Below are 25,359 nucleotides of genomic sequence, written 5' to 3'. Positions count from 1 at the left end.
CGTAACCGAAATCCACCCACCTGACGCGGCCTGGACCTTCAGGTGTTGTCCGTCACGATCGCCCTTTTCGGGATGCGGGTTCGCGCCGGATGGCTTTTCCTGGATCGCGGACACACGTGCCCGCGCGGGTCCACCCGGCCGTTCGGCCGCCTCACCACACTCCCACGCCGCCAGTGACGTCGGCGCATACCAGCATGCATGGACGGAGATCGATGTGACCACCCTGCGGGTCGGCGAGCAGCCCGCCGCCGCGCCGGACCGGACCCACCGGCCCACCCTCACCTCCCGCCCGACCCTCCCACCGCAGCCCGGCGTGCCGCCCCGCACCCGGCGCATCCTCATGCTGTCGTGGGAGTACCCGCCGGTGCTCGTCGGCGGCCTCGGCCGCCACGTGCACGCGCTCTCCGTCGCCCTGGCCGCCGCCGGCCACGAGGTCACCGTCGTCACCCGGCACGCCGAGGGCGCGCCGCTGGAGGAGTACGCCGACGGCGTGCGCATCGTCCGCGCCGCCGAGGACCCGGTCACCTTCCCGCTCGCCACCGGCTCGCTGCTGGCCTGGACGATGGCGTTCAACCACACCCTCACCCGGGCCGCCCTGCGCGCCGCCGAGTCCGGCGCGTACGACGTCATCCACGCCCACGACTGGCTGGTCGCGCACACCGCCATGACCCTGCGCGAGCACCTCGACGTGCCGCTCGTCAGCACCATCCACGCCACCGAGGCGGGCCGGCACCAGGGCTGGCTGCCCGAGGAGATGAACCGCACCATCCACGGCGTCGAGCACTGGCTGGCCGCCGAGTCGGGCCGGGTGATCGTCTGCTCCGGCTACATGCGCGACGAGGTGGGCGCGCTGTTCGGGGTGGACCCGGCCCGGGTCGACGTGGTCCCCAACGGGGTGGAGCCGCACCGCTGGCGGGTGCCCGGCTCGGCGGTCGCCGCCGCCCGCGCCCGGTTCGCCGGGCACGGCCCGCTGGTCACCTTCGCCGGCCGGCTGGTCTACGAGAAGGGCGTGCAGCACCTGCTGGCCGGGCTGCCCCGGCTGCGCGACCGGCACCCCGGACTGCGCGCGGTGATCGTCGGCGACGGGCCGTACCGGGCGACCCTGGAGGCCGAGGTGCACCGGCTCGGCCTGGGCGCCACGGTGAGCATGCCGGGCTTCCTCGGCGGCACCGACCTGCCCGCCGTGATGGCCGCCTCCGACTGCTTCGCGGTGCCGAGCATCTACGAGCCGTTCGGCATGGTGGCCCTGGAGGGGGCCGCCGCCGGCGCGCCGCTCGCGGTGTCCTGCACCGGCGGGCTGGCCGAGATCGTCGAGCCGGGCGTCACCGGTCTGACCTTCGCCCCGCAGGATCCGGACGGGCTCTCCGAGGCGGTGCACGCGCTGCTCTCCGACCGCGACCGGGCGCGGCTGCTCGCCCGGCGCGCCCGCGCCATGGTCCACGAGCAGTACGGCTGGTCGGCCATCGCGTCCCGCACCGCCGCCGCGTACGCAGCGGCGATCGCGGGCGACGCCGCGTTCACCGCCGCCCGGGCCGAGCAGAGGATGGCCCTCGGCCGGGCCGTGCCCGCCCTGCCGGAGGGCAACCTGCTCGCCGCCGCCGGCCTGCGCTGTCCCTGACCGCGACGGCCGCCGACCCCACACGGGTCGGCGGCCGTCGCGGTCAGGGACAGCGGAAGCAGCGCCGCCTCCGCCGCTCCTCGACCGTTAGCCGCCAGGCCCGGAGCAGCCTCTTGGCGGCAAGCAGTCGGACACCTAACGTCCGAGACATGTCCAAGAAGCTGCGGCTGGTCGGCTCGGCGGAGATCCGCGTGCTCCTGGGCGGTGTGTCGCGGCAGCGGGCATACCAGATCACCAGTCGCCGGGACTTCCCCGAGCCCCGTTGCCATGCTCCAGATGGGCAACGTCTGGCTCGCCGAGGACGTCGAGAAGTGGATCGCCGAGAAGTGGCCCGAAATGGACTAAGCCCCGCCCTGCCGATCATGGACAGGTTCCCGAGGCTGCAGCGTCGGCCCTAGGATCGCGATGATGCAGGAGGTTGGGCTGACGGTTCGGCCAGCGGGCCCGGCGGACGTTCCTTCATTGGTGGAGTTGCGCCTGGCCAACGCCGAGGCGCACCTCGCTCTCGACCCTGACGTCTACCGCGTTCCGCGGCGTGAGGCGGTGGTGCGCCACTTCACGGCCGTGCTGGGCGACGAGGCGGGGCGGGACGCGGTTCTCGTCGCCGAGGCTCCTGATGGCCGGGTGGTCGGGATGATCGAGGTGCTGCGGCAGTCCGATCCGCCGGAGCATCAGATCCTGCGTCCTGAGCCTTCGGCGCAGGTGCACACGATTGTGCTGCCCGACGCGAGGGGGCTCGGGGTGGGAGCAGCGTTGCTGAAGGCGGCCGGACGGTGGGCAACCGATCGAGGGATCACGTACCTGTCGGCCGGCATCCACCACCGCAACGTCGGTGCGGTGCGCTTCTACGGTCGGCACGGCTACACCGACGCCGGTTTCTCCCTCGGCAGGCGTTTGGGTTTGCGGTGATGACTCTTACGCCCAGCCGCGCGTTGTCCGCGGAAGATCAGCGCGATCGCCCGTGTAACAACTGCGCCGCGTCGCGGAGGAAACGATCTTCCGCCGCGGCAGCGGACGGCGACACGTCCCGCAGGGTCGGGAAGTTGTGGACCAGTCCGGGCTCACGTCGATGCACCACCGGCACGCCGGCGGCCCGTAGACGCACGGCGTAGGCGTCACCCTCATCGCGCAGAGGATCGTGTTCGGCGGTCACGACGACGGCCGGTGGCAGACCTCGCAGGTCCGCGACGAGCGGATTGGTCAACGGCGAGTCGCGGATGTCGGGATCGGGCAGCCACATCGCCACCCATCGACGAAGGGCGTCGGCGTCGAGCAGCCAGCCTCGACCCTTGTCCTCCACGCTGGGGCAGCGGAGCGTGGGATCGGTGTTCGGGCAGACCAGCAGCTGCGCCAGCAAGGGGACCTCGCCGCGCAGCCGCAGCGCCGTCAGGATCGCGATGAGACCGCCCGCCGAGTCCCCGGCCACCGCAACCGGTGTCCCGCCGTCCGCCACCCGCCTGACCACCTCCACCGCGTCGTCGACCGCCGCGGGCCAGGGATGTTCCGGCGCACGTCGATAGTCGACCGCGACCACCGACGCCGCCGTGGCCACTGCGAGCCGCCGCACCTGCGCGTCGTGCGTGTCGAGATCACCGAGCACGAACCCGCCGCCGTGCAGGTAGACGACCACGATGCCCGCGTCCCGCTCGTACACCCGTACCGGGACACCCGCCATCGTCGTGTCGACGGTCGGGACCTCCGGTCCTGGCGTACGCGCCGCGGCGCGTTGGCGCGCTGCCTGACGCGACACCGCCACGTCCGTTTCGCCGGCCGGGGGCTGAGCCCTCGCTGTCTGCAACAGGGCGGCCAGGTGTTCGTCAGCGATCCAGTCCTCCGGCACGCACTCATGCTAGAAGGTCGGCCGGCCTCGGCTCACCGGCATATCCGCGCACCGACGGCCCTCCGCCATGGATGCTGCTGTGGAATGATTCCGCGAATGGCCAGCTATGACGTGGCGCTTGTCCTGCTCGTCGACCCCTCCGGCGCCGTTCTGCTGCAGCATCGTGACGAGCACGCGCCCGTCTCGCCGAACCAGTGGAGCCTGCCCGGCGGCCACCTTGAACCCGGTGAGACGCCGGAGCAGGCCGCCCGCCGAGAACTGCTGGAGGAGACCGGCCTGACCGTGGGCGAGCTGCACCCCCTGTGGACCGGCCCGCGCCCGTACGAGGAGGGCTTCCCGCACACGGTGACGGTCCACGTCTTCCGCGGCGCCACCGACGCAACGCAGGAGGACGTGGTGCTCGGCGAGGGCCGGGCGATGGTCTTCGTCCCCCGTGACGAGGTGCTCGACCGGGAGCTGGCCGTCTCCTCGGCGCTGGTCCTACCGCTTCACCTCGGTCGGCCCGACGGTTCGACCGGCATGATCGTCCGGTCCTGATCTCCCGTTCGGGCTGGTCGCGACCGGGCGGATCGGACAGACTCGCGGGCACCGGGCGCGACGAGGTTCGAGGAGACGCGGTGCGGGTGCTTCTGGTGGAAGACGACCTGCGAGTCGCGTCCGCGCTCGCCGCCGCACTGCGGCGCCGGGGCAACTCGGTGATCACGGCCACGACCGCGTCGGAGGCGGCCGAGGCCGGGCCGGTCGATCTCCTGCTGCTCGACCTCAACCTGCCGGACCGGGACGGCCTGGCGCTGTGCCGGGAGATCCGCCGGCACAACGAGGACATCGCGATCATCGCGGTGACCGCCCGCTCCGACGAGCGGGACCGGGTGGCGGGGTTGCGGGCCGGCGCCGACGACTACGTGGTGAAGCCGTTCTCGATGGCGGAGCTGCAGGCCCGGATCGAGGCGGTGATGCGCCGCGCCGCCCGGGCCTCCCGGGCCGAGGCGGCGCTGGAGGTCGGCGACCTGCGCCTGGACCTCAACGCCCGGCGGGTCTGGCTCGCCGGCCGGGAGGTGGCCCTGACCCGCAAGGAGTTCGCGCTGCTGATGGCGCTGGCCCGGCAGGCCGGGACGGTGGTGCCCCGGGAGCGCCTGCTGATGGACGTCTGGCAGACCACCTGGGGCGGCGGCCACACCCTCGACGTCCACGTCGCGGCACTGCGGGGCAAGCTCGACGACGCCGGCCTGGTGGAGACCGTACGCGGGGTGGGCTACCGGCTCCGGCCCGGATGACCCGCCGATCCTCAGATCCATCTCAAGAAATGGCCCGCCGTCGACCGTGGACGGGGTGGCTGGCGTGTGCTGTCCGCACCGAGTCATCCCACCTGTTCTGGAGCTTCCATGAGAGACAGACGGACGACGGCCCTCCTCGCCGCCCTGCTCGCCGCCGCCCTGGCGGCGTTCACCGGGCCGATGCCCGCGCAGGCCGACCCGGCCGAGCCGAGCCAGGTCCAGGGCCTGACGGTCGTGCAGGGCGACGGCTACGCCACCCTGGCCTGGACGCCGGTCGACGGCGCCACCGACTACCAGATCGAGCGCACCCCGGTCGCCGCCGACGACACGGCGACCGGACCGGCGGTGATCACCGGGGTCTGGCGTCCGAACCGCCAGATCCACAACTCCTCGCCCACCTTCGCCGACGCCGGGTTCAACCCGGGCGCCCGGTTCCAGTGGCGGGTCCGCGCCCGCGTCGGCACCACCGCCGAGCCGTACTCGGCGCCGGTCTCCGGCACCACCAGGGCCCCGTGGGGCGACCCCGCCGTGCCGGGTGAGAACCTCCGGACCCAGTGGGAGACCACCCTCGCGGCGCAGTACACCAGCGACGTCAACGAGTACGCGTACACCGCCGCGGTCGACGAGTTGAGCGACCGCGTCCGGGTGACCGAGATCGGCCGGACCGCGCTGGGCCGCCCGATCAACATGTTCGTCATCGGCTACCCCACCCCGCCGGCCACCCCGGCGGCGGTGGCGGCGACCTCGCCGCTGATGATCAACTGCAACGTGCACGGCAACGAGCCCGGTGATCGGGAAGCCTGCCTGATCATGGCGCGCCAACTGGCCTTCAGCGACGACCCGCGGACGCTGGACCTGCTGTCGCACACCACCGTGCTGATCGTGCCCACCATCAACGGGGACGGCCGGGCGGCCAACACCCGGGGCAACTCCACCGGCCAGGACCTCAACCGGGACTACTCGCTGGTCCGCCAGCCGGAGACCTTCGCGCTGGTGCGGATGCTGCGCGACTACCGCCCGGTGGCCGGCTACGACGGGCACGAGTTCGGCAACTCCAGCGCCGGCGACCTGCCGATGCTGCCGCCGCGGCACCAGAACGTCGCCCAGCCGATCTTCGACGAGTCGCAGCACATGATCGAGGGCCACATGTACACCGAGGGCGCCAAGGACGGCTGGTGGCCCTGCCCGTACGGATGCAACGGCGGCGGGAACGTGGGGCTCGGCGAGGAGACCATCCTGCGCAACACGCTGGGGCTCAAGAACGTGGTGAACTCCCTGCTGGAGCTGCGCAGCGCCGGCGGCATCACCCGGCCGGACGAGGGCAACACGGCGAACAACCGGCGGCGCAAGGCCTACTCGGCGCTCTGGACGTTCCAGCAGTTCCTCGACTACCACCGGGCCAACCTCAAGGAGATCACCTCGGCGCGGGCCGACGCGATCACCTTCCAGGTGTCGAACACCGGGCGGATCGTCTTCCGCGGTTCCCGGCCGATCGCGGCGTACCCGGCGCCGCACCCGGGCGAAGCCCCGCCGCCGCTGGACGCCCCGCGCGACGACCAGATCCTCACCGAGGCGCCGTGCGCCTACCGGCTCACCGAGGAGCAGTACCACGGGGAGCGCACCGACGGCCCGGTCGGCCAGCGGACCACCGTGGCGCAGCGGCTCGCCGCGCACGGCTGGAAGGTGGTCAAGGCCGCCGACGGGTACGTGGTGCCGCTGGCCCAGCCCGAGCGGGGGCTGATCCCGCTGCTCCTCGACGGGCAGGCGGTGGAGAAGCTGGTCGCCGCCGAGCGGGTGTACCCGACGGTGACCGGCCCGCGCGACGGTCCGCTGGTGGTCTCCGGCGTCACCTGCCTGCGGGACGCCACGGTGACCGGCCCGGTCCGGGTCCGGCCCGGCGGCACGCTGGTCGCCACCGGCTCGTCGATCACCGGCCCGGTGGACGCCACCGGCGCCGCCGGCGTCTTCCTGACCGACAGCACGGTCACCGGCCCGGTCCGGATCGCGCAGGGCACTGGGCCCGTGGTGGTCGTCGACGCCACGGTCGAGGGTCCCGTCGACGTGTCCGGCAACCAGGGCGACGCGCCGCTGCTGGCAGCCAACACGGTCACCGGCCCGCTGCGCTGCGACGGCAACACCCAGGCACCGGTCAACCTCGGGCTGAGCAACTCGGCGCAGGGCCCGAAGAGCGGCCAGTGCGCGAGCCTCTGACCCGTTGACCGTCGTACCGGCAGGTCCGGCCTCCCGGGCCTGCCGATACGACCCGACCCGACCGGAGAACGCCGTGGAACGCCCCGTCATCCCCCCGCGATCCCGATCTCTCCCCCGGCTCCGGTGCCCGGCCCGCCGGCGACGGACCGCTGCGCTCGCCGCGGTCGCGCTGTCCCTGGTGCTCACCGGCACGGGCTGCTCCGGCGCCGGCACCGCCTCGCCGGCCGCGGCCGGCGACGCCGCGCCGGAGGCGGCGCCCGTCGTGAGCGGCCCGCTGTGCGATCTGCTGCCCTCCGGCAGCGACCCGGGCAATCCGGCCGCCCTCACCGGTCAGCCGGCCGAGGCGGCCCTGCAGTGGCTGCCCGTCCTCACCACGTTCGAGGCGGCGGTGCGGGCGTCCGGTATGTCCGCCGACCTGCACGGCGGCTCGGGGTTGACCATCCTGGCCCCGACCGACGACGCGTTCGCCGCAAAGTTCTCCGAGGACAACCTGGACCACCTGTTACTGACCGACCGGGACAAGCTCCGCGGCCTGCTCCGCGAACACCTCGTCGCCGGGTCGCTGTCCCTGGCCGACCTGGTGGCCGCCGGCAAGGTCACCACGCTCGCCGGCACCACGGTGACGGTCACCGGGGACGGGGGGAGCGCCCGCCTGGCCGACCAGGCCGACACCGTGTGCGCCGACTACCAGGTCGCCAACGCGCGGATCCACATCATCAACCACGTGCTCGGCAGCCTGCCCACCACCGGCGGCGAGGGCGGGCACCGCGCCCACTAACCGCACGAGCTGAGTCTTGACCCGGGAAACCGCCGGTCATACGTTCCGATCGATCTCGCTAGATCTCCCGCCGAGTGAAACGAGGCCTCCCGATGCGCCTGTCGAAGCGTCCGCACAGGGCGATCCGCACGAGAAGAACGGCCGGCGTCGCGGCGCTGCTCCTGCTGGCCGGTCTGACGCCGTTGCTCGGAGGCGCCCCGGCCGGCGCCGCCCCCACGCCCCCCAACTGCAGCAACGACCCTGCCGCCCGGCTGTCCACCGTGCCCAGCCCCGAGTCCGCGCTGGGCTTCCCCCTCGGCACCGGCCAGGAGCGGGCCGTCACCAACGACGAGGTCCGCAGCTACCTGAACGCCGTCGACGCCGCCTCCGACCGCGTGGTCACCGGCGTCATGGCGACGAGCGTGCTCGGCCAGCCGCTGCCGTACGCCATCGTGTCGAACGAGCGGCACGTCCGGCAGGGCGCGCTGCAGCAGATCGCCGACGACATCCGCGATCTGCGGGATCCGCGCCGGACCACGGCGAAGAAGGCCGCCGAGACCGCGACCGACCGCCCGGCCATCGTCTGGGTGGCCGCGAACGTGCACGGCGGGGAGAAGAGCGGCACGGACGCGGCGCTCAAGACCCTGTACGAGTTGGCATCCGGTCTGTCCTGCGCGGTCGCGGAGCGCAACGACAACCTGGTGACCGTCATCGTGCCGACGCAGAACCCCGACGGCCGCGACGCCAACCGCCGGCAGAACGAGTACGGCTTCGACATGAACCGGGACTGGTTCGCCCGGACCCAGCAGGAGACCGACGGCAAGATCGAACTCCTGCGGCAGTACCCGCCGCAGGTCTTCGTCGACGCGCACGAGATGACCGGCCAGAAGTACTTCTTCCCGCCCAACGCCGACCCGATCCACCACGAGATCGCCAGCGAGAACGTCGACTGGATCAACCGGATCGGCGAGGCCAACAAGGCCGGCTTCGGCTTCAACGGCGCCTGCGGCGGCGCCGTCACCACGGAGTGCTACTTCAACTACTCGACGTACGACCTGTTCTTCATGGGCTACGGCGACTCCGTCCCGGCCGCCGGCTTCGGCGCCGCCGGCATGACCTTCGAAAAGGGCAGCGCGTCGACGGTGGCCGACCGGGTCCAGCAGCAGTTCCACACTCAGTGGTCCACCCTCGGCTGGGCCGCCGCGAACAAGCACGAGGTGCTGACCAGCTACTTCAAGATCTGGACGGACGCCCTCGCCGAGGGCAGGGCCGGGACGCTGGAGCCGAACGAGGTGGTCCAGCCGACCAACAGCGTCCAGTTCCCGGTGCCCGACGTCAAGATCCGCTCGTACTTCCTGCTCCCCGACCGGCAGCTCGGCGACGTGCGCCAGCTGGTCGAGCGGCTGCGCCGGATGGACGTCGAGGTCTACGAGGTCACCAAGCCGACGAACGTGCCCACCGCCCGGGTCTTCGGCGGGCGCACCGCGACCGACGTCACGGTGCCGGTGGGCGCGTACTGGATCCCGATGGACCAGCCGCAGAAGCACTGGATCCAGGCGATCATGGGCGAGGACCCCTACGTCCCGTTCCCCTACTTCTACGACGTGTCGTCCTGGAGCAACCCGCTGCTCATGGGCGTGGACACCATCTACACCGGCGACGACGTCCGGCCGCAGGCCCGACTGGTCCGGCAGATCACCGGCGGCAGGGCCTCGGCGGCCGGGGCGAAGGGGTCGTACGCGTACCCACTGGACTCGGCGGCGGCGGCCGAACTCACCTTCCGGCTGCTCGGCCGGGGCGTGCCGCTCGTCCGTGACCTCGACACCAGCGTGGTGGGCTTCCCCGCGAAGAGCCTGACCCAGGAGATCGACCGGCTGGCCCGGTCGCTCGGGGTGACCCTGAGCCCGAGCGGCGCGGCGGCCGGCGGGAGCCCGCTGGACCTGCCGGATGTCGGGCTGTTCCAGGGCACCGGCATCTCCACCACCTCCGGCTCGCACGGCGAGGCCCGGTACGTGCTCGGCAAGCGGTGGGGGCTCGACCTCAAGCCGGTGACCACCGCCGACATCAACGACAACACCCCGGCGTTCACCGAGCGCACCGTGCTGCTCGTGCCGGACGGCAGCAGCTCGACCGGCGGGCTCACCGCCGCCGGGCAGGCCAACCTGCGGAGCTGGATCGCCCAGGGCCACACCTATCTCGGCCTGCGCAACGAGGGCACCCGGATGGCCCGGGCCGCCGGCCTCACCTCCACCACCGAGAAGACGAAGCCGGCGGACTACCGGATGATCGGTTCGCACCTGCGGGTCGACGTCGACGGCAGCAGCCCGGTCGCACTGGGCCGCCCGGCGGAGGACTTCGAGTTCAACAACAGCGACTCGATTCTGAACCCGAGCAGCACCGGCACCAACGTCCTCAGCTACCCGTCCGACGACACCTTCTGGGCGAACGGCTACACGGTGCGCAGCGACGTGTTGAAGGGCACGGTCGCGCTGGTGGACGAGCCCACCGGCGCCGGTCGGGCCGTGCTGTTCGCGTTCAACCCGCTCTTCCGGGCGTACAACGAGAACGGGCTGCACCTGGTGGCCAACGCCCTGCTCTATCCGTCGGGTGCGGCGGCGGACCGTGGCGCCGCGCGGCGTACGACCGGTGTCGACCCCGCCCGGGCGGCTGCGGCGGCCCAGCCGGTGGCGGACGACCTGGGCGGCGAGTGGCGCCCGATCACCGTCGAGGTGGCGGCCGGTGACCGCGGTCGTGCCGAAGCGGTCGTCGCCCGGTACACCGACACCGCCCGGGTCGCCCTGGCGGGAGGGTCGGCCTATCTGGTGATCCCGAATCCGGCCGGCCTGCAGGCCGACGAGCACCCGTTCCTGCGTGACCTGGTGGGCGCCCTCCGGGACGCGCAGATCCCGCTCCGTTCCCTGGTGGGCTGACGCACCGTCCCGTACCGACACGAAGGCCGCCGACCCGCACGGGGTCGGCGGCCTTCGACGTCAGGACCGGGTTCAGCGCTCCGTGGCGGGGACGTAGTCCCGCTCGGCGTAGCCGGTGTAGATCTGCCGCGGGCGGCCGATCTTGGTCTCCGGGTCGTTGATCATCTCGCGCCACTGGGCGATCCAGCCGGGGAGCCGGCCCAGGGCGAAGAGCACCGTGAACATCTTGGTCGGGAAGCCCATGGCCTTGTAAATCAGGCCGGTGTAGAAGTCCACGTTCGGGTAGAGCCGGCGGGAGACGAAGAAGTCGTCGGCGAGGGCGATCTCCTCCAGCTGCACCGCGAGGTCGAGCAGCGGGTCCGGCTTGGACATCCGGCCGAGCACGTCCTGGGCGGCCTTCTTCACGATGGCGGCCCGCGGGTCGTAGTTCTTGTAGACCCGGTGGCCGAAGCCCATCAGCTTCACGCCGTCCTGCTTGTCCTTGACCTTCTGCACGAAGGACCGGACGTCGCCGCCGTCGGCCTGGATCTTCTGGAGCATCTCCAGCACGGCCTGGTTGGCGCCGCCGTGCAGCGGGCCGAAGAGCGCGTTCACGCCGGCCGAGACCGAGGCGAACAGGTTGGCGTTGCTGGAGCCGACCAGCCGCACGGTCGAGGTGGAGCAGTTCTGCTCGTGGTCGGCGTGCAGGACGAAGAGCATGTCCAGCACGCGGGCCATCACCGGGTCGACCTCGTACGGCTCGGCCGGCACGCCGAAGGTCATCCGCAGGAAGTTCTCGACGTAGCCCAGCGAGTTGTCCGGGTAGAGCAGCGGCTGGCCGATCGACTTCTTGTACGCGTAGGAGGCGATGGTGGGGACCTTCGCCATCAGCCGCACCGTGGACATCTCCACGTGGTCGGAGTCGAACGGGTCCAGGCTGTCCTGGTAGAAGGTCGAGATGGCGCTCACGGCCGAGGAGAGCACGGCCATCGGGTGCGCGTCGCGCGGGAAGCCGTCGAAGAAGCGGCGCATCTCCTCGTGCAGCAGCGAGTGCCGGCGGATCCGCTCGCTGAACTCGGTCAGCTGCGTCTGGGTCGGCAGCTCGCCGTAGATCAGCAGGTACGAGACCTCCAGGAAGGAGGACTTCTCGGCCAGCTGCTCGATCGGGTAGCCGCGGTACCGCAGGATGCCCGCGTCACCATCGATGTAGGTGATCGCGGACGAGCAGGACGCGGTGTTCACGAAACCGGGGTCGTACGTCGTCATCCCGGTTTCCTTCAGCAGCTTGCCCACCCCGATTCCGGCGGGGCCCTCGACCGCGGGCTGCACCGGCATCGACAGCTGCCCACCGGGGTGGTCGAGCTTGACTTCCGTCATCTGTTCCTCGCTTCGCCGGCAAGATCTTCGTTGAATTGCCTTCGCTTTTACCGTAATCACGGTGGGGAGGACACCGCTCGCGATGGTTCCGTGGTGAGGTATGCGTCACCCGATTCCCGACTTGCCGGCTCGGAAACCCTGTGGAAGCGCGACCACCCCGGGCAGGGAAGGCTACCCGCCGTCGCTGTGGATGATCACGAGAGGGTGAGCCGGCGCAGCGCACCGTCGGCATCCACGCGGTAGAGGTCGAGGCGGTTGGCGCCGGCGGCGAAGAGCCGGTCGTCGGGGAGCAGGGCGGCGAACCGCCGGCCGCCGTGGTCCGGCGGGACCACCGGCACGACGGCGCCGACCGTGCCGTTGACCGCGACCGCGAGACGCGTCCCGTCCGGCACCGAGGCGGGCACCGTCCCCCAGACCAGAGCGGGCAACTGCCCGTGCGCCGGGTCGACGTCGCGGAACGCGGCGAGGTCGCCCACGGTGGCCGTACCGCCGGGCGGCTTGTCCCCGACCCGGGTGCCGACCAGCGGGTCGGGGGCGGGCGCGGCGGGCGGGGCTGGAACCCCGCCGGTGATCGGCACCGGCTGGCCGGGCCGGTCGTAGAAGCGCTTGTCGGCGTGCCCGCGCGGGGCCTGCTTCGCCGAGCGGCCGTCCATCCGCCAGGGGATCCGCACGTGCGTCTCGTCGGCGATCGTCGGCAGCAGGTCCACGTGCTCCCAGTTCCGGTCGTCGACCCGGCCGGCCCGCTGGCCGGGTTCCTTGACGAACATCGGCACCCAGGCCACCTGGTCGGCCGCGTGGTTGATGGCGTCCATCCCCCGGCCCTGCCAGTCCTTCCGGAAGCTCACCCCGTGGTCGGCGGTGACCAGCACCAGCGCCTTGTCGTAGAGGCCGCTGGCCCGCAGGGTGCGCAGCGTCTCGCCGATCAGCCGGTCGGTGTAGCCGAGCTGGGCGAGGTGCCGGGCCCGGGCCAGGTCCACCCACCCGGTCCCGTCGTTGGGCAGGTCCTCCGGGGCGGCGTAGTGCGCCCCGGACGGCAGGTACGCCCATGGCGAGTGCGGCATGAGCAGGTGCAGGAAGTGCAGGGTGGGCCGGGCGGCGGGGCGCAGCCCGGCGAGGAAGGCGGTGAACCGGGCCGGCTGGTTGTCGTCGAGGGTGTCCCAGCGAAACTTCGGGTCGGCCGGCACCGGCTCGGCCGCGTCCAGCCCCGCCTCGGCCCGGGTCTGCTCCCGGTAGGAGTCCTCCGGGTCGATCCGGCTGTCCACCGGGGCGGTGACCTGGCGCAGCAGCTTCCCGCTCTCCCGCACCAGCACGCCGAGCCCCTGCTCGGGGCTGACCGGCTGCTCGCACCGGCTGGGTGGGCAGAGCCGGGTGATGCTCTCCTCGGCCCTGATGTCGTACAGGCCGCCGAGGGCGGTGAACAGGTTGTCCGGGTACTGCGAGTAGTGCGGGGCGAACGGCTGGGCCGGGTAGCGCCCGGTGAGCATGGCGGGCAGCGCGTAGGGGGTCCAGCCGCTGACGCCGGTGGCGTTGCGGTACCAGGTCGAGCCGGCGGCCAGCTCGGCGAAGTGCGGATAGCGGGCGGCGTCGATCCGGCCGTCCGGGCCGAGCAGGGAGACCAGCGGCAGCTCGTCCAGGACGATCATGACCACCGGCGGGTGGGCGCCCGCGCCGGCCACCCCGGCCGCGCCGCCGTGCCCCCGGGGCAGCACCACGGCCGAGGCCGGCGAGGCGAACAGGAACAGGCCGACGAACACCAGCGGACCGACCGCGGCCACCCGCAGCACCCGGCCCGGCACCCGCCACCGCCGGTGCGTGGCCGCCGCGGCGGCGCCGGCCACGCCCGCAACGAGCAGCAGGGGTACGCCCCGCAGCGGCGTGACGTGCCGGCCCACCTGGACCGCGAGGGCGGCCAGCAGCAGCCCCACGACCAGCGTGTGCACGGCGGCCCGGGCCAGCCGTCCGGCGACCAGGCCGAGCGCGCCGAGCAGGGCGAACGGCACCGTCGGCGCGATCGCGATCAGCGCCACCAGGAGCAGCACGTCGACCCGGGAGGCGCGGTGGAACAGGAAGAAGTCGGGGCTGCGGCCGAGCACGTCCAGCAGCGGCTGGGTGACCACCAGCCCGACCAGCGCGACCACCTCCAGCAGCCGGCCCGCCTCGCCGCGCCAGCCGCCCCGGTCCCGGGGCCGGTCCGGGGCCGCCGGCGGGGCCTGCGGGGGCGCGAGGGTGCCCTCAGCCACCCACCACCACCTGGTAGAGGGTGCGGGTGCCGGACGGTAGTTCGGTGCGGCCGACGACCCGCCCGCGCGCCGCGAGCAGCGACTCGAACACCTCCCGGCGGTAGTCCGGGAAGAGTCCGTCCGGCTTGTTGGCCAGCAGCCGGCGGGCCATCGGGTCGTCGGGGTGGACGAACTCGACTACCAGGCTGCCGCCGGTCACGGTCAGCTCGGTCAACTGGTCCAGCACCGCGGGCAGCGGCACGTTCCGGCCGATCGCCAGGTGGTGCACCACGGCCAGGGCGAGCACCACGTCGGCCCGGGCCCGGTGGGCGAAGGCGGCCCGCTCGACGCCACGCCAGCCGCCGCCGGGCGACGGGTCGGCCAGGTCCATCACCAGCGGCAGGATCCGCTCCTCCCCCTCGTCACGCAGCGCGCGGTAGAGGGCGTCGACCACGGCCGGGTCCTGCTCGACGGCGACCACGTGGTCGGCGTGCCGGGCGGCGATCCGGGCGTACCGGCCGTCGTTGGCGCCCAGGTCGAGCACCCGGCCCGGCCCGGTGACGGCCACCGCCCGGTCGACGAATGCCTCCTTGGCCTGCCGGTCCGGCACGGAGTACGCGCAGGTGCGCTGGTAGTCCGACCAGTGGCTCTCCCCCGGCCGGTGGTCCAGCCGGCGGACCAGCTTCGCCAGCCCGCGGACGGTGGCCAGGGCCAGCTCGCGGGAGTAGCCGGCGGCCCGGAGCTGGGCGCGCACGGCGCTGGTGCTGGCCTCGGCGTTGCGGGCCTGCATGGCGCCGTGCAGGTGGACGTGGGTGAGCACCCCGGCCCGCCAGCGCCGGGCTCCGCCGAAGAGGCGGCGCATCTGGTCCGGCTCGATGCCGTCGATCCGGGCCCGCAGGAAGGGCTGGAAGTCCAGCCCGAGGTGGGCCTGGACCAGCAGCGGGTAGAGCAGGGTCTGGCAGAACTGCCGGTAGCCGGCCCAGGGCTCGCCGTCGCGGGCCGCCTCGAACGAGCCCACGTCGATGAAGACCGGCCGGGCTCCCCGCCACTGCAGGTTGTAGGCGGAGCCGTCCTTGGTGGTGAAGCCGGCGGCCAGCGCGGCGCGCAGCACGTCCAGGTGCAGCAGGGCGGCGTCCCGGAGCATCCCGTACGACCACTCGTAGGGGTGCGAGACGAACGGGATCCGCTCGTGGCGCAGCACTGCGGCCCAGGGCACGTCGACCGGGGTCGGGACCAGTTCCTCGGTGCCGCAGACCTGGCCGGTGGCGAGCAGGTCGCGGAAGAAGTCGCTGGCGGCGAGGGCGCGCCAGTCGCGTGCGGACCGCTCGTCCAGCCCGCGCAGCACCTCGCCCGCGCGGTGGAAGACGCGGTTGCCGGGGTCGCGGAAGGAGCCGCGCTCGGCGCGCAGGCCGGTGTCGGGGAGCGCCACGCCGGTCAGCCCTGGTCGGTGGGCTGCCGGCGGAACCGGGCCACCAGCCGTCGCCAGTAGAGCTTGGCGGCCACCGCCACGCCGGCCACCCCGCCGACCACCGCCTGCACGATCAGGCTGCCGGATCCCGCGTCCAGGTAGGCCAGGTGCGTCACGGCTGCTTCCTTCCCCTCGCCGGTCATCGGAGTCCGGGCCCGATATGAGGGCTTTGGTGGTCTACGCCGGACTTGTTCCTTACCGTACGCCTCAGTTCCCGGCCGTGCGGGCCACACCGGTCACTCGTCCCCCGTCCGATCCGTTCAAGACGGCCCGGCCCACCGGCCCCTACCGTGACGGCATGACACCGCAGTTCGATCTCATTGGGATGGTCGTCACCGACATGGGACGCACCCTGGACTTCTACCGCCGGCTCGGGCTGCCGGTCCCGCCCGGCGCCGAACGCGAGCCGCACGTGGAGATCACCCTCGACAACGGCGTCCGGCTTGCCTGGGACACGGTCGAGACGATCCGCAGCTTCGACCCCGACTACACCCCGGCGACCGGCGGCCCCCGCGCCGGCCTGGCCTTCCGCTGCGCCGACCCGGCCGAGGTGGAGCGCTGGTACGGCGAGCTCACCGCCGCCGGGTACCACGGCCACCGGCCGCCGTGGGACGCCTTCTGGGGCCAGCGGTACGCCGTCCTGCACGACCCGGACGGCAACGGCGTCGACCTGTTCGCCCCGCTCAAGTCCGACTGAGCGACCGCGGCCGGGTGGTGGGCGTCAGGCGCCGGCGGGCGGCAGGAGGCGGGTCGGGGGAACGCCGGCCAGTTCCTTCACCTCGCGGGTGAGGTGGGCATGGTCGGCGTACCCGGCCAGGGCGGCGACCTCGGCGAGCGGGGTGCCGGCGCCGGCCAGGTCGAGGGCGCGGCGCATCCGCAGGATGCGGGCGAGGGTCTTCGGGCCGTACCCGAAGAGGAGCCGGCTGCGTCGGTGCAGGGCTCGCGCGCCGAGGCCGACCTCGGCGGCGGTGGCGGCGACGGTGGCGCCGGCCGCCAGCCGGGCGGCGACCCGCGCCCCGAGCGGGTCCGGGTCACCGGCCGCGTGCAAGCGGCCCAGCGCGACCTCCTCCAGCACGGCGGCGATCGTCCGTCCGGGAGCGTCGGCCGCGGCGATGCGCTCGGCCAGCTCGGCGGCGTTCTGTCCCCACAGGTCGGCGAGGGGCACCCGCTGGTCCCGCAGCTCGTCGGCGGGAACCCCCAGGACGGCGGGTCCGGTGCCCGGCGGCAGCCGCAGGCCGACCCACCGCTCCCCCGGCACGCTCACGGACAGGTGCGCGGTGCGGTCGGGTCCGGCGACCAGCAGCCCGGCCCGGCTGGACCAGAGCAGGTCCAGGCAGCCGTCCGGCAGCACCCGCACCGGCCTTTCGCCGGGCGAGACGCTCGCCCACCGCACGGCCCCCGGAATCCCCGGGGCCGGACCCTCGCGGTACATCCCTCCACCCTGCCACGCCGTGGCCCGGTTCCGGCTCCGGATCTTTGCGGGTGTCCCGTTCGCTGCGGACGGACACCCGCCAGGATCGGGCGGTCAGGCGCGGTGGTGCATGGCGAGGCGGAGCAGCGTGAAGCGGAGCGCGGTCGCCGCGAGGTTGGCGGCGATCAGGACGGTCAGCTCCAGGGCGCGTGGCGGGGTGTCGGCGGCGGCGTGCAGGACCGCCAGGGAACCGCTGGTCAGGGCCAGGCCGAGGGCGAAGGCGAGCAGGCCCTGGAGGTGGTGCCGGCCGGCGTGCCGGCGGCCGGTGACGCCGAACGTGAGCCGCCGGTTGGCCGCCGTGTTGGCCACCGCGGTGACCAGCAGGGCCAGCAGGTTCGCCGGTTGCGCCCCGAGCGGGCCGCGGGCCAGCACGAACAGCACCAGGTACGCGAGCGTGCTGGCCACCCCGACCACCGCGAACCGGGCAAGCTGCCGGGGCAGCCCGGCCGGCACCTGGGCCGGCGGCCCGTGCAGCGGCGCCCGGCCGAGCTGCGCACGCAGGTCGGCCAGGGGCAGCGCCCCGGTGACCAGGGCCCGCCCCAACCGCCAGATGCCGCGCAGGTCCGCCAGGGCGGTGGCCACGATGTCCACCCGGCTGTCCGGGTCGTCCACCCAGTCCACCGGCACCTCGTGGATCCGCAGGCCCGCCCGCTGAGCCAGGACCAGCAGCTCGGTGTCGAAGAACCAGCCGGTGTCCTGCACGAGCGGCAGGAGCCCGGCCGCCACGTCGGCGCGGATCGCCTTGAACCCGCACTGCGCGTCGGAGAAGCGCACCGCGAGGGTGCCGCGCAGCAGCAGGTTGTAACCGCGCGAGATCACCTCCCGCTTCGCGCCCCGGACCACCCGGCTGGTCCGTGCCAGCCGGGTGCCGATGGCCAGGTCCGAGTGGCCGGAGATGAGCGGGGCGACCAGCGGCAGCAGCGCCGCCAGGTCGGTGGAGAGGTCCACGTCCATGTACGCCAGCACCGGCGCCGGGGAGGCGGACCAGGCGGCCCGCAGCGCCCGGCCCCGCCCCTTGGCGGGCAGGTGCAGCACTCCCACGTCGGGCAGTTCGGCGGCGAGCGCCTCGGCCACCGCGAGGGTGCCGTCCACGCTGGCGTTGTCCGCCACGGTGATCCGGAACGGGTAGGGGAAGTGCGCGGTGAGGTGCGCGTGCAGCCGCCGGACGCAGGGGCCGAGGTCCGCCTCCTCGTTGTGGACGGGCACCACCACGTCCAGCACCGCCGTGGGCGCCGTGGGCCGGGCCTGCACCGCGGCCCGGGGTTCACTCGTGAAGGTCATCGCTCAGCCCTGCTTTCCGCTGCTCAGGTCGTAGACGGTCACGCCGTCGACGGTTTGCGCCGTGAAGTTCTCGGCGACCCAGGCGGCGATCTCGGCGGAGGCGTTGCTGCCTCCGTTGGCCCGGAACCCGCCGCCACCGATGAAGTAGTGGATCCTCTCGTCGGCGACGTACCGCTGGAACTGGGCGAGGGTCGGGGACGGGTCGCTGCCGTTGAAGCCGCCGATCGGCATCACCGGCTTCCGGGTGGCGAGCTGGTAGCCGGAGGCGTTGTTCGACCCGACCGTGGCGGCGATCCAGGTGTAGTCGTCCGCGTCGGCCGCCAGCAGCGCCTTCAGCTCGGTGCTCGGCTCGCGGGCGTCGAGCAGCCCGCCCATACCGCCGCCCCGCGACCGGCCGTCGCTGCCGGGGACCTGCCCGGCCGCGCCGTTCTGGCCGGTGCCGGTCCGGCCACCGGGGAGGCCGGTACCGCCGCCGGGAAAGGCGGGAAGCTGCCCGTTCTGCCCATCCGGCAGGCCGGGGAGCTGGTTCTGGGCGGTGCCGCCGTTCTGGCCGCCCGGGAAGCCCGGGAACTGGCCGCCGGGGAACTGCGTGCCGCCCGGCATCCGGCCCCCGCCCGGGAAGCCGCCCCGGCCGCCGGGGCCGAAGCCGCCCTGCACGAACGGCCCGGCGCTGGGGATCGATCCGGTGTGGGCGGTCGCCGCCGTCTGGAGCGAGTACGCCGCCGGGCCGGCGAGCGCCGCCGCCGCGCCGAGCGCCAGCAGCACCGGGGCCACCCGCCGGGGCAGCCGGTCGGCCAGGACCAGCAGCGCGGCGGCGGCCAGGCCGACCACCAGCACGGCGGTGCGCAGCCACGGGTACCAGTCGGCGCTGCGGCCGAGCAGGTGCCACGACCACCAGGCGGTCACCGCCAGCGTGCCGGCCAGGATCACGGTCGCGGCGAACCCGCGCCGCCGGCCCGGGGCGAGCGGCCCGCCCACCGGTGCGGCGGGAACCGTCGGGGCGGCGGCGGCCGGCGGGAGGGGGCCGGCGGCGCTGGCCGGGGCGTAACCGGGGGTGGCCGCGGTGGGGGCGGCCGGGGTGGTCCGGGCCCGCCAGAGCAGGGTCACCCCGATGCCGACCAGCGCACCGACCGCCGGGGCCAGGGCCACGGTGTAGTAGGCGTGGAAGATCCCGGACATGAAACTGAAGATCAGCCCGGTGACCAGCAGCCAGCCGCCCCAGAGCAGGAGCCCGGCCCGGGTCCGGTCGGTACGCGCCGCCTGCCCGGCCAGCCACAGCCCGGCGACCAGCAGGATCAGCGCGGCCGGCAGCAGCCAGGAGATCTGGCCGCCGACCTCGCCGTCGAGCATCCGTAGCAGGCCGGTCTGTCCGGCGAACGGGCCCCCGCCGCCCATCCGGCCGGCGCCGCCGACGCTGCCCTCCTCGTCACCGGTGATCCGGCCGAGGCCGTTGTAGCCGAGGGTCAGCTCCAGGATGCTGTTGTGCTGCGAGCCGCCGATGTACGGGCGGGCGCTCGCCGGGACCAGCTCCACGATCGCCACCCACCAGCCGGCGGCGACCACCACGGCCAGCCCGGCCAGCAGCAGCTGGCGGATCCGCCGCCAGAAGCCGGTCGGCGCGGCCAGCAGGTAGACCCCGGCGAACACCGGGATCACCAGGAACGCCTGGAGCATCTTGGTGAGGAAGCCAAGGCCGACCAGCGCGCCGGTCAGCGTGATCCACCGGGTGCTCGCCGTCTCGACCGCGCGCACCGTCGCGTACCCGGCGGCGACCAGCAGGAACACCAGCAGCGCGTCGGGGTTGTTGAACCGGAACATCAGCGTGGCCACCGGGGTGACCGCGAGCACCGCGCCGGCGAGCAGGCCGGCGACCGGCCCGTACCAGCGGCGCACGGCGACGTACAGGACGCCGACCGAGGCGACGCCGAGGAGCGCCTGCGGCACCAGGATCGACCAGCTGCTCAGCCCGAAGAGGCGGACCGAGAGGGCCATCAGCCAGAGCGAGGCGGGGGTCTTGTCGACGGTGATCGAGTTGGCCGCGTCCGAGGAGCCGTAGAAGAACGCCTTCCAGCTCTCCGAGCCGGCCTGCACGGCCGCCGAGTAGAACGCGTTGCCCCAGCCCGAGGCGCCCAGGCCCCAGAGGTAGAGCAGCGCGGTGGCCAGCAGCAGGCCGAGCAGGGCCGGCCGGGTCCAGCGCGGGTCGCGACGGGGCGGCTCGGCCGGGGTCCGGACCGGTTCCGGGGCGGGCGCGGGGGCCGGTTCGGTCGCGGGCGACCCGGCCGTGGGCGCGGTCAGCAGGCTCTCTGTTCTGTCCATGCCGGCAAGCCTCGGGCGGCCCGCTGACCCGCCCCCGTGCGCGACCTATGCGTCGGCTGTGGATTCCGGCAGCCGCACCGTGAAGACGGTCCGGCCCGGGCGGCTCGCCACGTCGACCTCGCCGTGGTGGGCCTCGACCACGGCGGCCACGATGGCCAGGCCGAGGCCGGTGCTGCCGTGCGCCCGGGAGCGGGAGCTGTCGCCGCGGGCGAACCGCTCGAAGACCTCCGGTTGCAGCTCGGCGGGAATGCCGGGGCCGTCGTCGGTGACGCTCAGCTCGACGGCGCCGGTCACCCGCGCGAGCCGGGTGGTCACCGTGGTGCCGGGCGGGGTGTGCACCCGGGCGTTGGCGAGCAGGTTCGCCAGCACCTGGTGCAGCCGGTGGGCGTCGCCGGTGACGCTCACCGGCTCGTCGGGCAGGTCGAGCTGCCAGCGGTGCTCGGGGCCGGCCACGTGCGCGTCGCTGACCGCGTTGACCACCATGGCGGTGAGGTCCACCGGCTCGGCCGCGAGCGGCCGGCCGGAGTCGATCCGGGCGAGCAGCAGCAGGTCGTCGACGAGGCTGGTCATCCGGGTGCTCTCGGACTCCACCCGGCGCAGGGCGTGCGCCACGTCCGGCGGCACCTCGTCCCGGCCGCGCCGGGCCACCTCGGCGTAGCCGCGGATCGCGGCGAGGGGGGTGCGCAGCTCGTGGCTGGCGTCGGCGACGAACTGGCGTACCCGCATCTCGCTGGCCTGCCGGGCGGCGAGCGCGGCGGCGACGTGGCCGAGCATCCGGTTGAGCGCGCCGCCCACCTGCCCGACCTCGGTACGCGGGTCGGTGTCGGCCGCCGGCACCCGCACCGACAGGGCCACCTCGCCGCGGTCCAGCGGCAGCTCGGTGACCCGGGTGGCGGTGGCGGCGACCCGGTTCAGCGGGCGCAGCGCGGCCCGGACGATCAGCGCCCCGAGCCCGCCGGCGATGACCAGCCCGGCGGTGACCAGCCCGGCCTGGGCGACCAGCACCCACATGACGGTGTCCTGGACCCCGGCGAGCGGGATGGCGACGGCCCCCAGCACGCCGTTCGACGACCGATGGGCCACCGCGCGATAGTCGCCCCGGTCGCCGACCTCGACGGTACGGGGCCGCCCGTCGAGTGGTAGCGCGACGAGCGTGGCGATGTCGGCGGCCGGTACGGTCTCGACCTCCCCCGACTCGGCCCGGGTGGTCGCGGTGGTGGCTCCGCAGGCGGTCCGCAGGGCGATCGAGCCGGGCGGGAACCCGCGCGGCGGCTCCAGTTCCGGCAGGTCGCAGGGGTCCGTCCGGCGCGGGTCACCGGGCGGACGCAGCCACGGCGGCCCTTCTCCGGTGCGCCGGTCGGCGATGGTGAGCTGGTTGTCCACCTGGCCGATCAGGAAGTGCCGCAGGGCGATCGTGGTCAGGCCGCCGATGCCGATGCTGACCAGGGCCAGCAGCGCCACCACGGACACCACGAGGCGGCGGCGCAGCGACCAGCCGGCCAGCCGCTGCCGCAGCCCCCCGCCCCGGTCACTCCGCGGGCTTGAGGACATAGCCCGCGCCGCGCAGGGTGTGGATCATGGGCTCGCGGCCCGCGTCGATCTTCTTGCGCAGGTACGAGATGTACAGCTCGACCACGTTGGCCTGGCCGCCGAAGTCGTAGTTCCAGACCCGGTCGAGGATCTGCGCCTTGCTCAGCACCCGGCGCGGGTTGCGCATCAGGTAGCGCAGCAGCTCGAACTCGGTGGCGGTGAGGTTGATCAGGTCGCCGGCGCGGCGTACCTCGTGGCTGTCCTCGTCGAGGCTGAGGTCGCCGACGCTGAGCACGGCCTCCTCGCGGGCGGCCACCGCGAACCCGGAGCGGCGCAGCAGGGCGCGCAGCCGGGCGATCACCTCCTCGAGGCTGAACGGCTTGGTGACGTAGTCGTCGCCGCCGACGGTGAGCCCGGCGATCCGCTCCTCCACCGCGTCCCGGGCGGTCAGGAAGAGCACCGGCACGGTGGGCGCCTGCTCGCGCAGCCGGCGCAGCACCTGGAAGCCGTCCAGGTCCGGGAGCATGACGTCGAGCACCACGGCGTCGGGCTTGACCTGGCGGGCGGCGCTGATCGCCGCCATCCCGTTGCCGGCGGTGGTCACCTGCCAGCCCTCGTAGCGCAGCGCCATCGACAGCAGGTCGGTGAGCGTCGGCTCGTCGTCCACCACCAGCACCCGCACCGGTTCGCCGTCCGGTCGGCGCAGCTCGATCCGGCCCTGCGCGGCCTGCCCGTTCATGACCATGACCCCCATCGTGGGCGCACCCGCTGTGCCGGTCCTGTCCCGATCCTGTGTACCAGCTGTGCGGGCCGGACGCCGGGATCCGCGCGGAGCGGGCGGACGCACAGCCGGACCACAGGCACGGCCCACGTCCCCTCCAGCCACGAGCGGCACGCTCACCGCATGAGCGCGGACGGGTTCTTCGAGGTCCACTGGTGGTGGCGGGCGACCGCACCAGGTCGCGGCGCGGCGTCAGACGCGCCGAGCTGGAGTCGCGGTAGGGCGGTCCGGGTGGCGGTGTCCGATCGTACGGCGCTTCCGGCGGCCCGGCGCGCGGTGGCCCGCCGGCTGGCCGGGCTGCGCGCGGCCGACCTGGAGCTGTCCCGGGCGCACCGTGCCGCCGGCCGGCCGGTGCCGGTCGGCCCGCTGCTGCGTGAGCTGGTGGCGGTGTCGCTGGGCGCGGCGGAGGCGAGCGGCGGGGCGGTGGACCCGACGGTCGGCGCGGCCCGGCTGCGCCGGTCGGTGACCCCGCTGCCGGCGTGCGGCTCGGGCTGGGGCCGGGTGGACCGGGGCGAGGGCTGGCGAGCGGTGTCGCTGCGCGGCGACCTGCTGGCGGTGCCGCCGCCGCTCTGGCTGGACCTGGGCGGGACGGCCGGCGCGTACCTGGTGCAGCGGTGCGCCGAACAGGTGGCGGCCCGGCACGGGACCGGGGTGCTGGTGGCGGTCGGGTCGCGGGTGGCCGCCGCGGGCCCGGCGCCGGCCGGTGGCTGGCGGGTCGCCCACGGGCCGGCCACGCTGACCGGCGGCGCGCTGGTCACCGCCGACGTGCTGCGCCCGGACGGCGGTGGGGTACGCGACCCGCGCACCGGCGCCGCGCCGGACTCGCCGTGGGCCGCAGTGACGGTGGCCGCGCCCGACGCCGCGCGCGCCGCGATGCTGGCCGTGGCCGCGCTCGCCCGCGGCGCCGACGGCCCGGAATGGCTGGCCGGCCAGGGGGTCCGGGCCTGGCCGCGGACGCGCCGGCCGGCCCTTCCCCAGCCCGCTACCCGGTGGTAACTTGCCGGCATGTCCATCGACGGTCGTCCCACCGGCCGGCTGGCCGGCAAGGTGGTGCTGGTGACCGGGGCGGCCCGGGGCATCGGCGAGCACACCGCGCGGATCGCCGCCGCCCGCGGCGCGCGGCTGGCCCTGGTCGGGCTGGAGCCCGACCGCCTCGCCGCGCTCGCCACCGAGCTGGGCCCCGGCCACGTCTGGTTCCCGGCCGACGTCACCGACCAGGCCGAGCTGGCCGCCGCGGTCGACGGCACGGTCACGGCGCTGGGCGGCATCGACGCGGTGGTGGCGAACGCCGGGGTCGCCAACCGGGGCACCATCGCCGTCGGCGACGTGGAGGCGCTGGTCCGCACGGTCGAGGTGAACCTCATCGGGGTGATGCGGACCGCGGCGGCGACCGTGCCGGCGCTCACCGCCCGCCGGGGCTACCTGCTGATCGTCTCCTCCGCCGCCGCGTTCGCGGCGCTGCCCGGGATGGCCGCCTACTGCGCCTCGAAGGCCGGCGTCGAGCACTTCGGCACGGCGATCCGGCTGGAGCTGGCGCATCGCGGGGTGGCCGTGGGCACGGCGCATCCGTCCTGGGTGGACACCGACCTGGTCCGCGAGGCGCGGGCCGACCTGCCGGCGTTCGAGACGGCGCTGGCGAAGCTGCCCTGGCCGATGCGGCGGACCACCACCGTGCAGGAGTGCGCCGAGGCGTTCGTCCGGGCGATCGAGCGCCGCCGGCGCCGGGTCTACGTGCCGCGCGCCGTCGGGGCCGTGCAAGCGGTCCGGTCGGTGCTGGTCAGCCCGCTCGCCGACCGGCTGGTCGGGCGGACCGCGAGGGACACCGTCCCGCTGATCGAGGAGCAGGCCCGGGCGCTGGGCCGGGGCTTCGGGGCGAGCACGCCGGACGTGCGGCGATGACGAGGCCGGCGGAGGTGGTCTTCGAGCGGCGGGGAGCCGGCGCACCGCTGGTGCTGCTGCACGGCATCGGTCACCACTGGGCCGCCTGGTCGCCGGTGCTGGACCGGCTCGCCGAGGCGCACGACGTGATCGCCGTCGACCTGCCCGGGTTCGGCCGCTCACCGGTGCCCGCCGCCGGCCTCCCCGCCGACATGCCCGGGCTGGTGGCCGGGATCGTCGAGCTGTTCGCCGCGCTCGGGCTGGACCGCCCGCACGTGGCGGGCAACAGCCTCGGCGGCGCCATCGCCCTGGAGCTGGCCGCCGCCGGCGCCGTCTCCTCGGCCACCGCCCTCTCCCCGGCCGGCTTCTGCACCCCGCGCGAGCTGCGCTGGGCGCTCAGCGTGCTCACCCTGCACCGCAACGCCGCGC

General features: G+C 74.2%; 20 protein-coding genes and 2 pseudogenes. 12 read left to right on the top strand and 10 right to left on the bottom strand.

Annotation, left to right across the window (positions count from 1 at the left end):
* The first annotated feature begins 214 nt into the window (after window positions 1-214).
* From AC0OLQ_RS13960 to AC0OLQ_RS13950, 3 genes and pseudogenes are all read left to right on the top strand, one after another.
* Window positions 215-1,618: a glycosyltransferase family 4 protein gene (locus AC0OLQ_RS13960; RefSeq protein ID WP_484531659.1), complete on the top strand. Its 1,404-nt coding sequence runs from the start codon at window positions 215-217 to the stop codon at window positions 1,616-1,618.
* A gap of 149 nt (window positions 1,619-1,767) precedes the next feature.
* Window positions 1,768-1,963 (top strand): annotated as a pseudogene (locus tag AC0OLQ_RS13955) (DNA-binding protein).
* Window positions 1,964-2,023: 60 nt separating this feature from the next.
* The gene (locus AC0OLQ_RS13950; protein ID WP_484531658.1) at window positions 2,024-2,527 is read left to right on the top strand and encodes a GNAT family N-acetyltransferase; all 504 of its coding nucleotides are present in this window, start codon (window positions 2,024-2,026) and stop codon (window positions 2,525-2,527) included.
* Window positions 2,528-2,564: 37 nt separating this feature from the next.
* Here the strand turns inward: AC0OLQ_RS13950 and AC0OLQ_RS13945 are convergent, their stop codons facing one another.
* Window positions 2,565-3,458, bottom strand: a complete 894-nt coding sequence (locus AC0OLQ_RS13945) for an alpha/beta hydrolase (protein ID WP_484531657.1) — start codon at window positions 3,456-3,458, stop codon at window positions 2,565-2,567.
* Window positions 3,459-3,554: 96 nt separating this feature from the next.
* Here AC0OLQ_RS13945 and AC0OLQ_RS13940 point away from each other — a divergent pair, with 96 nt between their 5' ends.
* From AC0OLQ_RS13940 to AC0OLQ_RS13920, 5 genes are all read left to right on the top strand, one after another.
* Window positions 3,555-3,995, top strand: a complete 441-nt coding sequence (locus AC0OLQ_RS13940; RefSeq protein WP_484531656.1) for an NUDIX hydrolase — start codon at window positions 3,555-3,557, stop codon at window positions 3,993-3,995.
* 80 nt (window positions 3,996-4,075) lie between these two features.
* Window positions 4,076-4,732, top strand: coding sequence for a response regulator transcription factor (locus AC0OLQ_RS13935; RefSeq protein ID WP_357345058.1), 657 nt, complete (start codon window positions 4,076-4,078; stop codon window positions 4,730-4,732).
* 108 nt (window positions 4,733-4,840) lie between these two features.
* Window positions 4,841-6,943 carry a M14 family metallopeptidase gene (locus tag AC0OLQ_RS13930; protein WP_484531655.1) on the top strand — a complete coding sequence of 701 codons (2,103 nt, stop codon included), beginning with the start codon at window positions 4,841-4,843 and terminating at the stop codon, window positions 6,941-6,943.
* 178 nt (window positions 6,944-7,121) lie between these two features.
* Window positions 7,122-7,721, top strand: coding sequence for a fasciclin domain-containing protein (locus AC0OLQ_RS13925; protein WP_484531654.1), 600 nt, complete (start codon window positions 7,122-7,124; stop codon window positions 7,719-7,721).
* Window positions 7,722-7,813: 92 nt separating this feature from the next.
* Window positions 7,814-10,630, top strand: coding sequence for a M14 family zinc carboxypeptidase (locus AC0OLQ_RS13920; protein WP_484531653.1), 2,817 nt, complete (start codon window positions 7,814-7,816; stop codon window positions 10,628-10,630).
* A gap of 72 nt (window positions 10,631-10,702) precedes the next feature.
* Here the strand turns inward: AC0OLQ_RS13920 and AC0OLQ_RS13915 are convergent, their stop codons facing one another.
* From AC0OLQ_RS13915 to AC0OLQ_RS13900, 4 genes are all read right to left on the bottom strand, one after another.
* Window positions 10,703-11,986, bottom strand: coding sequence for a citrate synthase (locus AC0OLQ_RS13915; protein WP_357345066.1), 1,284 nt, complete (start codon window positions 11,984-11,986; stop codon window positions 10,703-10,705).
* Between the two features lie 194 nt (window positions 11,987-12,180).
* Window positions 12,181-14,226, bottom strand: coding sequence for a sulfatase-like hydrolase/transferase (locus AC0OLQ_RS13910; RefSeq protein ID WP_484531652.1), 2,046 nt, complete (start codon window positions 14,224-14,226; stop codon window positions 12,181-12,183).
* Window positions 14,219-15,634: a class I SAM-dependent methyltransferase gene (locus AC0OLQ_RS13905; protein ID WP_484531651.1), complete on the bottom strand. Its 1,416-nt coding sequence runs from the start codon at window positions 15,632-15,634 to the stop codon at window positions 14,219-14,221. The genes AC0OLQ_RS13910 and AC0OLQ_RS13905 overlap by 8 nt, the downstream gene beginning before the upstream one ends.
* Before the next feature lie 5 nt (window positions 15,635-15,639).
* The gene (locus AC0OLQ_RS13900; protein WP_167364301.1) at window positions 15,640-15,789 is read right to left on the bottom strand and encodes a hypothetical protein; all 150 of its coding nucleotides are present in this window, start codon (window positions 15,787-15,789) and stop codon (window positions 15,640-15,642) included.
* A 182-nt stretch (window positions 15,790-15,971) separates the two neighbouring features.
* Here AC0OLQ_RS13900 and AC0OLQ_RS13895 point away from each other — a divergent pair, with 182 nt between their 5' ends.
* Window positions 15,972-16,370: a VOC family protein gene (locus AC0OLQ_RS13895; protein WP_484531650.1), complete on the top strand. Its 399-nt coding sequence runs from the start codon at window positions 15,972-15,974 to the stop codon at window positions 16,368-16,370.
* 24 nt (window positions 16,371-16,394) lie between these two features.
* Here the strand turns inward: AC0OLQ_RS13895 and AC0OLQ_RS13890 are convergent, their stop codons facing one another.
* The 5 genes from AC0OLQ_RS13890 to AC0OLQ_RS13870 form a co-directional block, all read right to left on the bottom strand.
* A complete protein-coding gene (locus AC0OLQ_RS13890) occupies window positions 16,395-17,105 on the bottom strand; it encodes a helix-turn-helix transcriptional regulator (protein WP_484531649.1) in 711 nt (236 codons plus the stop codon).
* A gap of 93 nt (window positions 17,106-17,198) precedes the next feature.
* A complete protein-coding gene (locus AC0OLQ_RS13885) occupies window positions 17,199-18,425 on the bottom strand; it encodes a bifunctional glycosyltransferase family 2/GtrA family protein (RefSeq protein WP_484531648.1) in 1,227 nt (408 codons plus the stop codon).
* Window positions 18,426-18,428: 3 nt separating this feature from the next.
* The gene (locus AC0OLQ_RS13880) at window positions 18,429-20,741 is read right to left on the bottom strand and encodes an ArnT family glycosyltransferase (RefSeq protein ID WP_484531647.1); all 2,313 of its coding nucleotides are present in this window, start codon (window positions 20,739-20,741) and stop codon (window positions 18,429-18,431) included.
* Between the two features lie 45 nt (window positions 20,742-20,786).
* Window positions 20,787-22,292: a sensor histidine kinase gene (locus tag AC0OLQ_RS13875; protein WP_484531646.1), complete on the bottom strand. Its 1,506-nt coding sequence runs from the start codon at window positions 22,290-22,292 to the stop codon at window positions 20,787-20,789.
* Window positions 22,270-23,010 carry a response regulator transcription factor gene (locus tag AC0OLQ_RS13870; RefSeq protein WP_357345149.1) on the bottom strand — a complete coding sequence of 247 codons (741 nt, stop codon included), beginning with the start codon at window positions 23,008-23,010 and terminating at the stop codon, window positions 22,270-22,272. Before AC0OLQ_RS13870 ends, AC0OLQ_RS13875 begins: the two co-directional genes overlap by 23 nt.
* Before the next feature lie 165 nt (window positions 23,011-23,175).
* Here AC0OLQ_RS13870 and AC0OLQ_RS13865 point away from each other — a divergent pair, with 165 nt between their 5' ends.
* From AC0OLQ_RS13865 to AC0OLQ_RS13855, 3 genes and pseudogenes are all read left to right on the top strand, one after another.
* Window positions 23,176-24,048, top strand: a complete 873-nt coding sequence (locus AC0OLQ_RS13865; RefSeq protein WP_484531645.1) for an FAD:protein FMN transferase — start codon at window positions 23,176-23,178, stop codon at window positions 24,046-24,048.
* Window positions 24,049-24,057: 9 nt separating this feature from the next.
* The gene (locus AC0OLQ_RS13860; RefSeq protein ID WP_484531644.1) at window positions 24,058-24,951 is read left to right on the top strand and encodes an SDR family oxidoreductase; all 894 of its coding nucleotides are present in this window, start codon (window positions 24,058-24,060) and stop codon (window positions 24,949-24,951) included.
* A pseudogene (locus AC0OLQ_RS13855) lies at window positions 24,948-25,277 on the top strand (alpha/beta fold hydrolase); the annotation flags it as partial. The gene AC0OLQ_RS13860 and the pseudogene AC0OLQ_RS13855, both read left to right, overlap by 4 nt.
* Window positions 25,278-25,359 lie beyond the last annotated feature (82 nt).

The organism is Micromonospora sp. Utrum1 (assembly GCF_057197805.1).
The sequence above is the reverse complement of the archived record's forward strand: the minus strand, read 5'-3'. Positions and strand labels throughout refer to the sequence as shown.

Coding starts and splice junctions, on each gene's coding strand:
- AC0OLQ_RS13950 (WP_484531658.1), top strand. CDS start 2,024: ATGATGCAGGAGGTTGGGCTGACGGTTCGGCCAGCGGGCCCGGCGGAC.
- AC0OLQ_RS13940 (WP_484531656.1), top strand. CDS start 3,555: ATGGCCAGCTATGACGTGGCGCTTGTCCTGCTCGTCGACCCCTCCGGC.
- AC0OLQ_RS13930 (WP_484531655.1), top strand. CDS start 4,841: ATGAGAGACAGACGGACGACGGCCCTCCTCGCCGCCCTGCTCGCCGCC.
- AC0OLQ_RS13920 (WP_484531653.1), top strand. CDS start 7,814: ATGCGCCTGTCGAAGCGTCCGCACAGGGCGATCCGCACGAGAAGAACG.
- AC0OLQ_RS13915 (WP_357345066.1), bottom strand. CDS start 11,986: ATGACGGAAGTCAAGCTCGACCACCCCGGTGGGCAGCTGTCGATGCCG.
- AC0OLQ_RS13895 (WP_484531650.1), top strand. CDS start 15,972: ATGACACCGCAGTTCGATCTCATTGGGATGGTCGTCACCGACATGGGA.
- AC0OLQ_RS13890 (WP_484531649.1), bottom strand. CDS start 17,105: ATGTACCGCGAGGGTCCGGCCCCGGGGATTCCGGGGGCCGTGCGGTGG.
- AC0OLQ_RS13885 (WP_484531648.1), bottom strand. CDS start 18,425: ATGACCTTCACGAGTGAACCCCGGGCCGCGGTGCAGGCCCGGCCCACG.
- AC0OLQ_RS13880 (WP_484531647.1), bottom strand. CDS start 20,741: ATGGACAGAACAGAGAGCCTGCTGACCGCGCCCACGGCCGGGTCGCCC.
- AC0OLQ_RS13875 (WP_484531646.1), bottom strand. CDS start 22,292: ATGTCCTCAAGCCCGCGGAGTGACCGGGGCGGGGGGCTGCGGCAGCGG.
- AC0OLQ_RS13870 (WP_357345149.1), bottom strand. CDS start 23,010: ATGAACGGGCAGGCCGCGCAGGGCCGGATCGAGCTGCGCCGACCGGAC.
- AC0OLQ_RS13865 (WP_484531645.1), top strand. CDS start 23,176: ATGAGCGCGGACGGGTTCTTCGAGGTCCACTGGTGGTGGCGGGCGACC.
- AC0OLQ_RS13860 (WP_484531644.1), top strand. CDS start 24,058: ATGTCCATCGACGGTCGTCCCACCGGCCGGCTGGCCGGCAAGGTGGTG.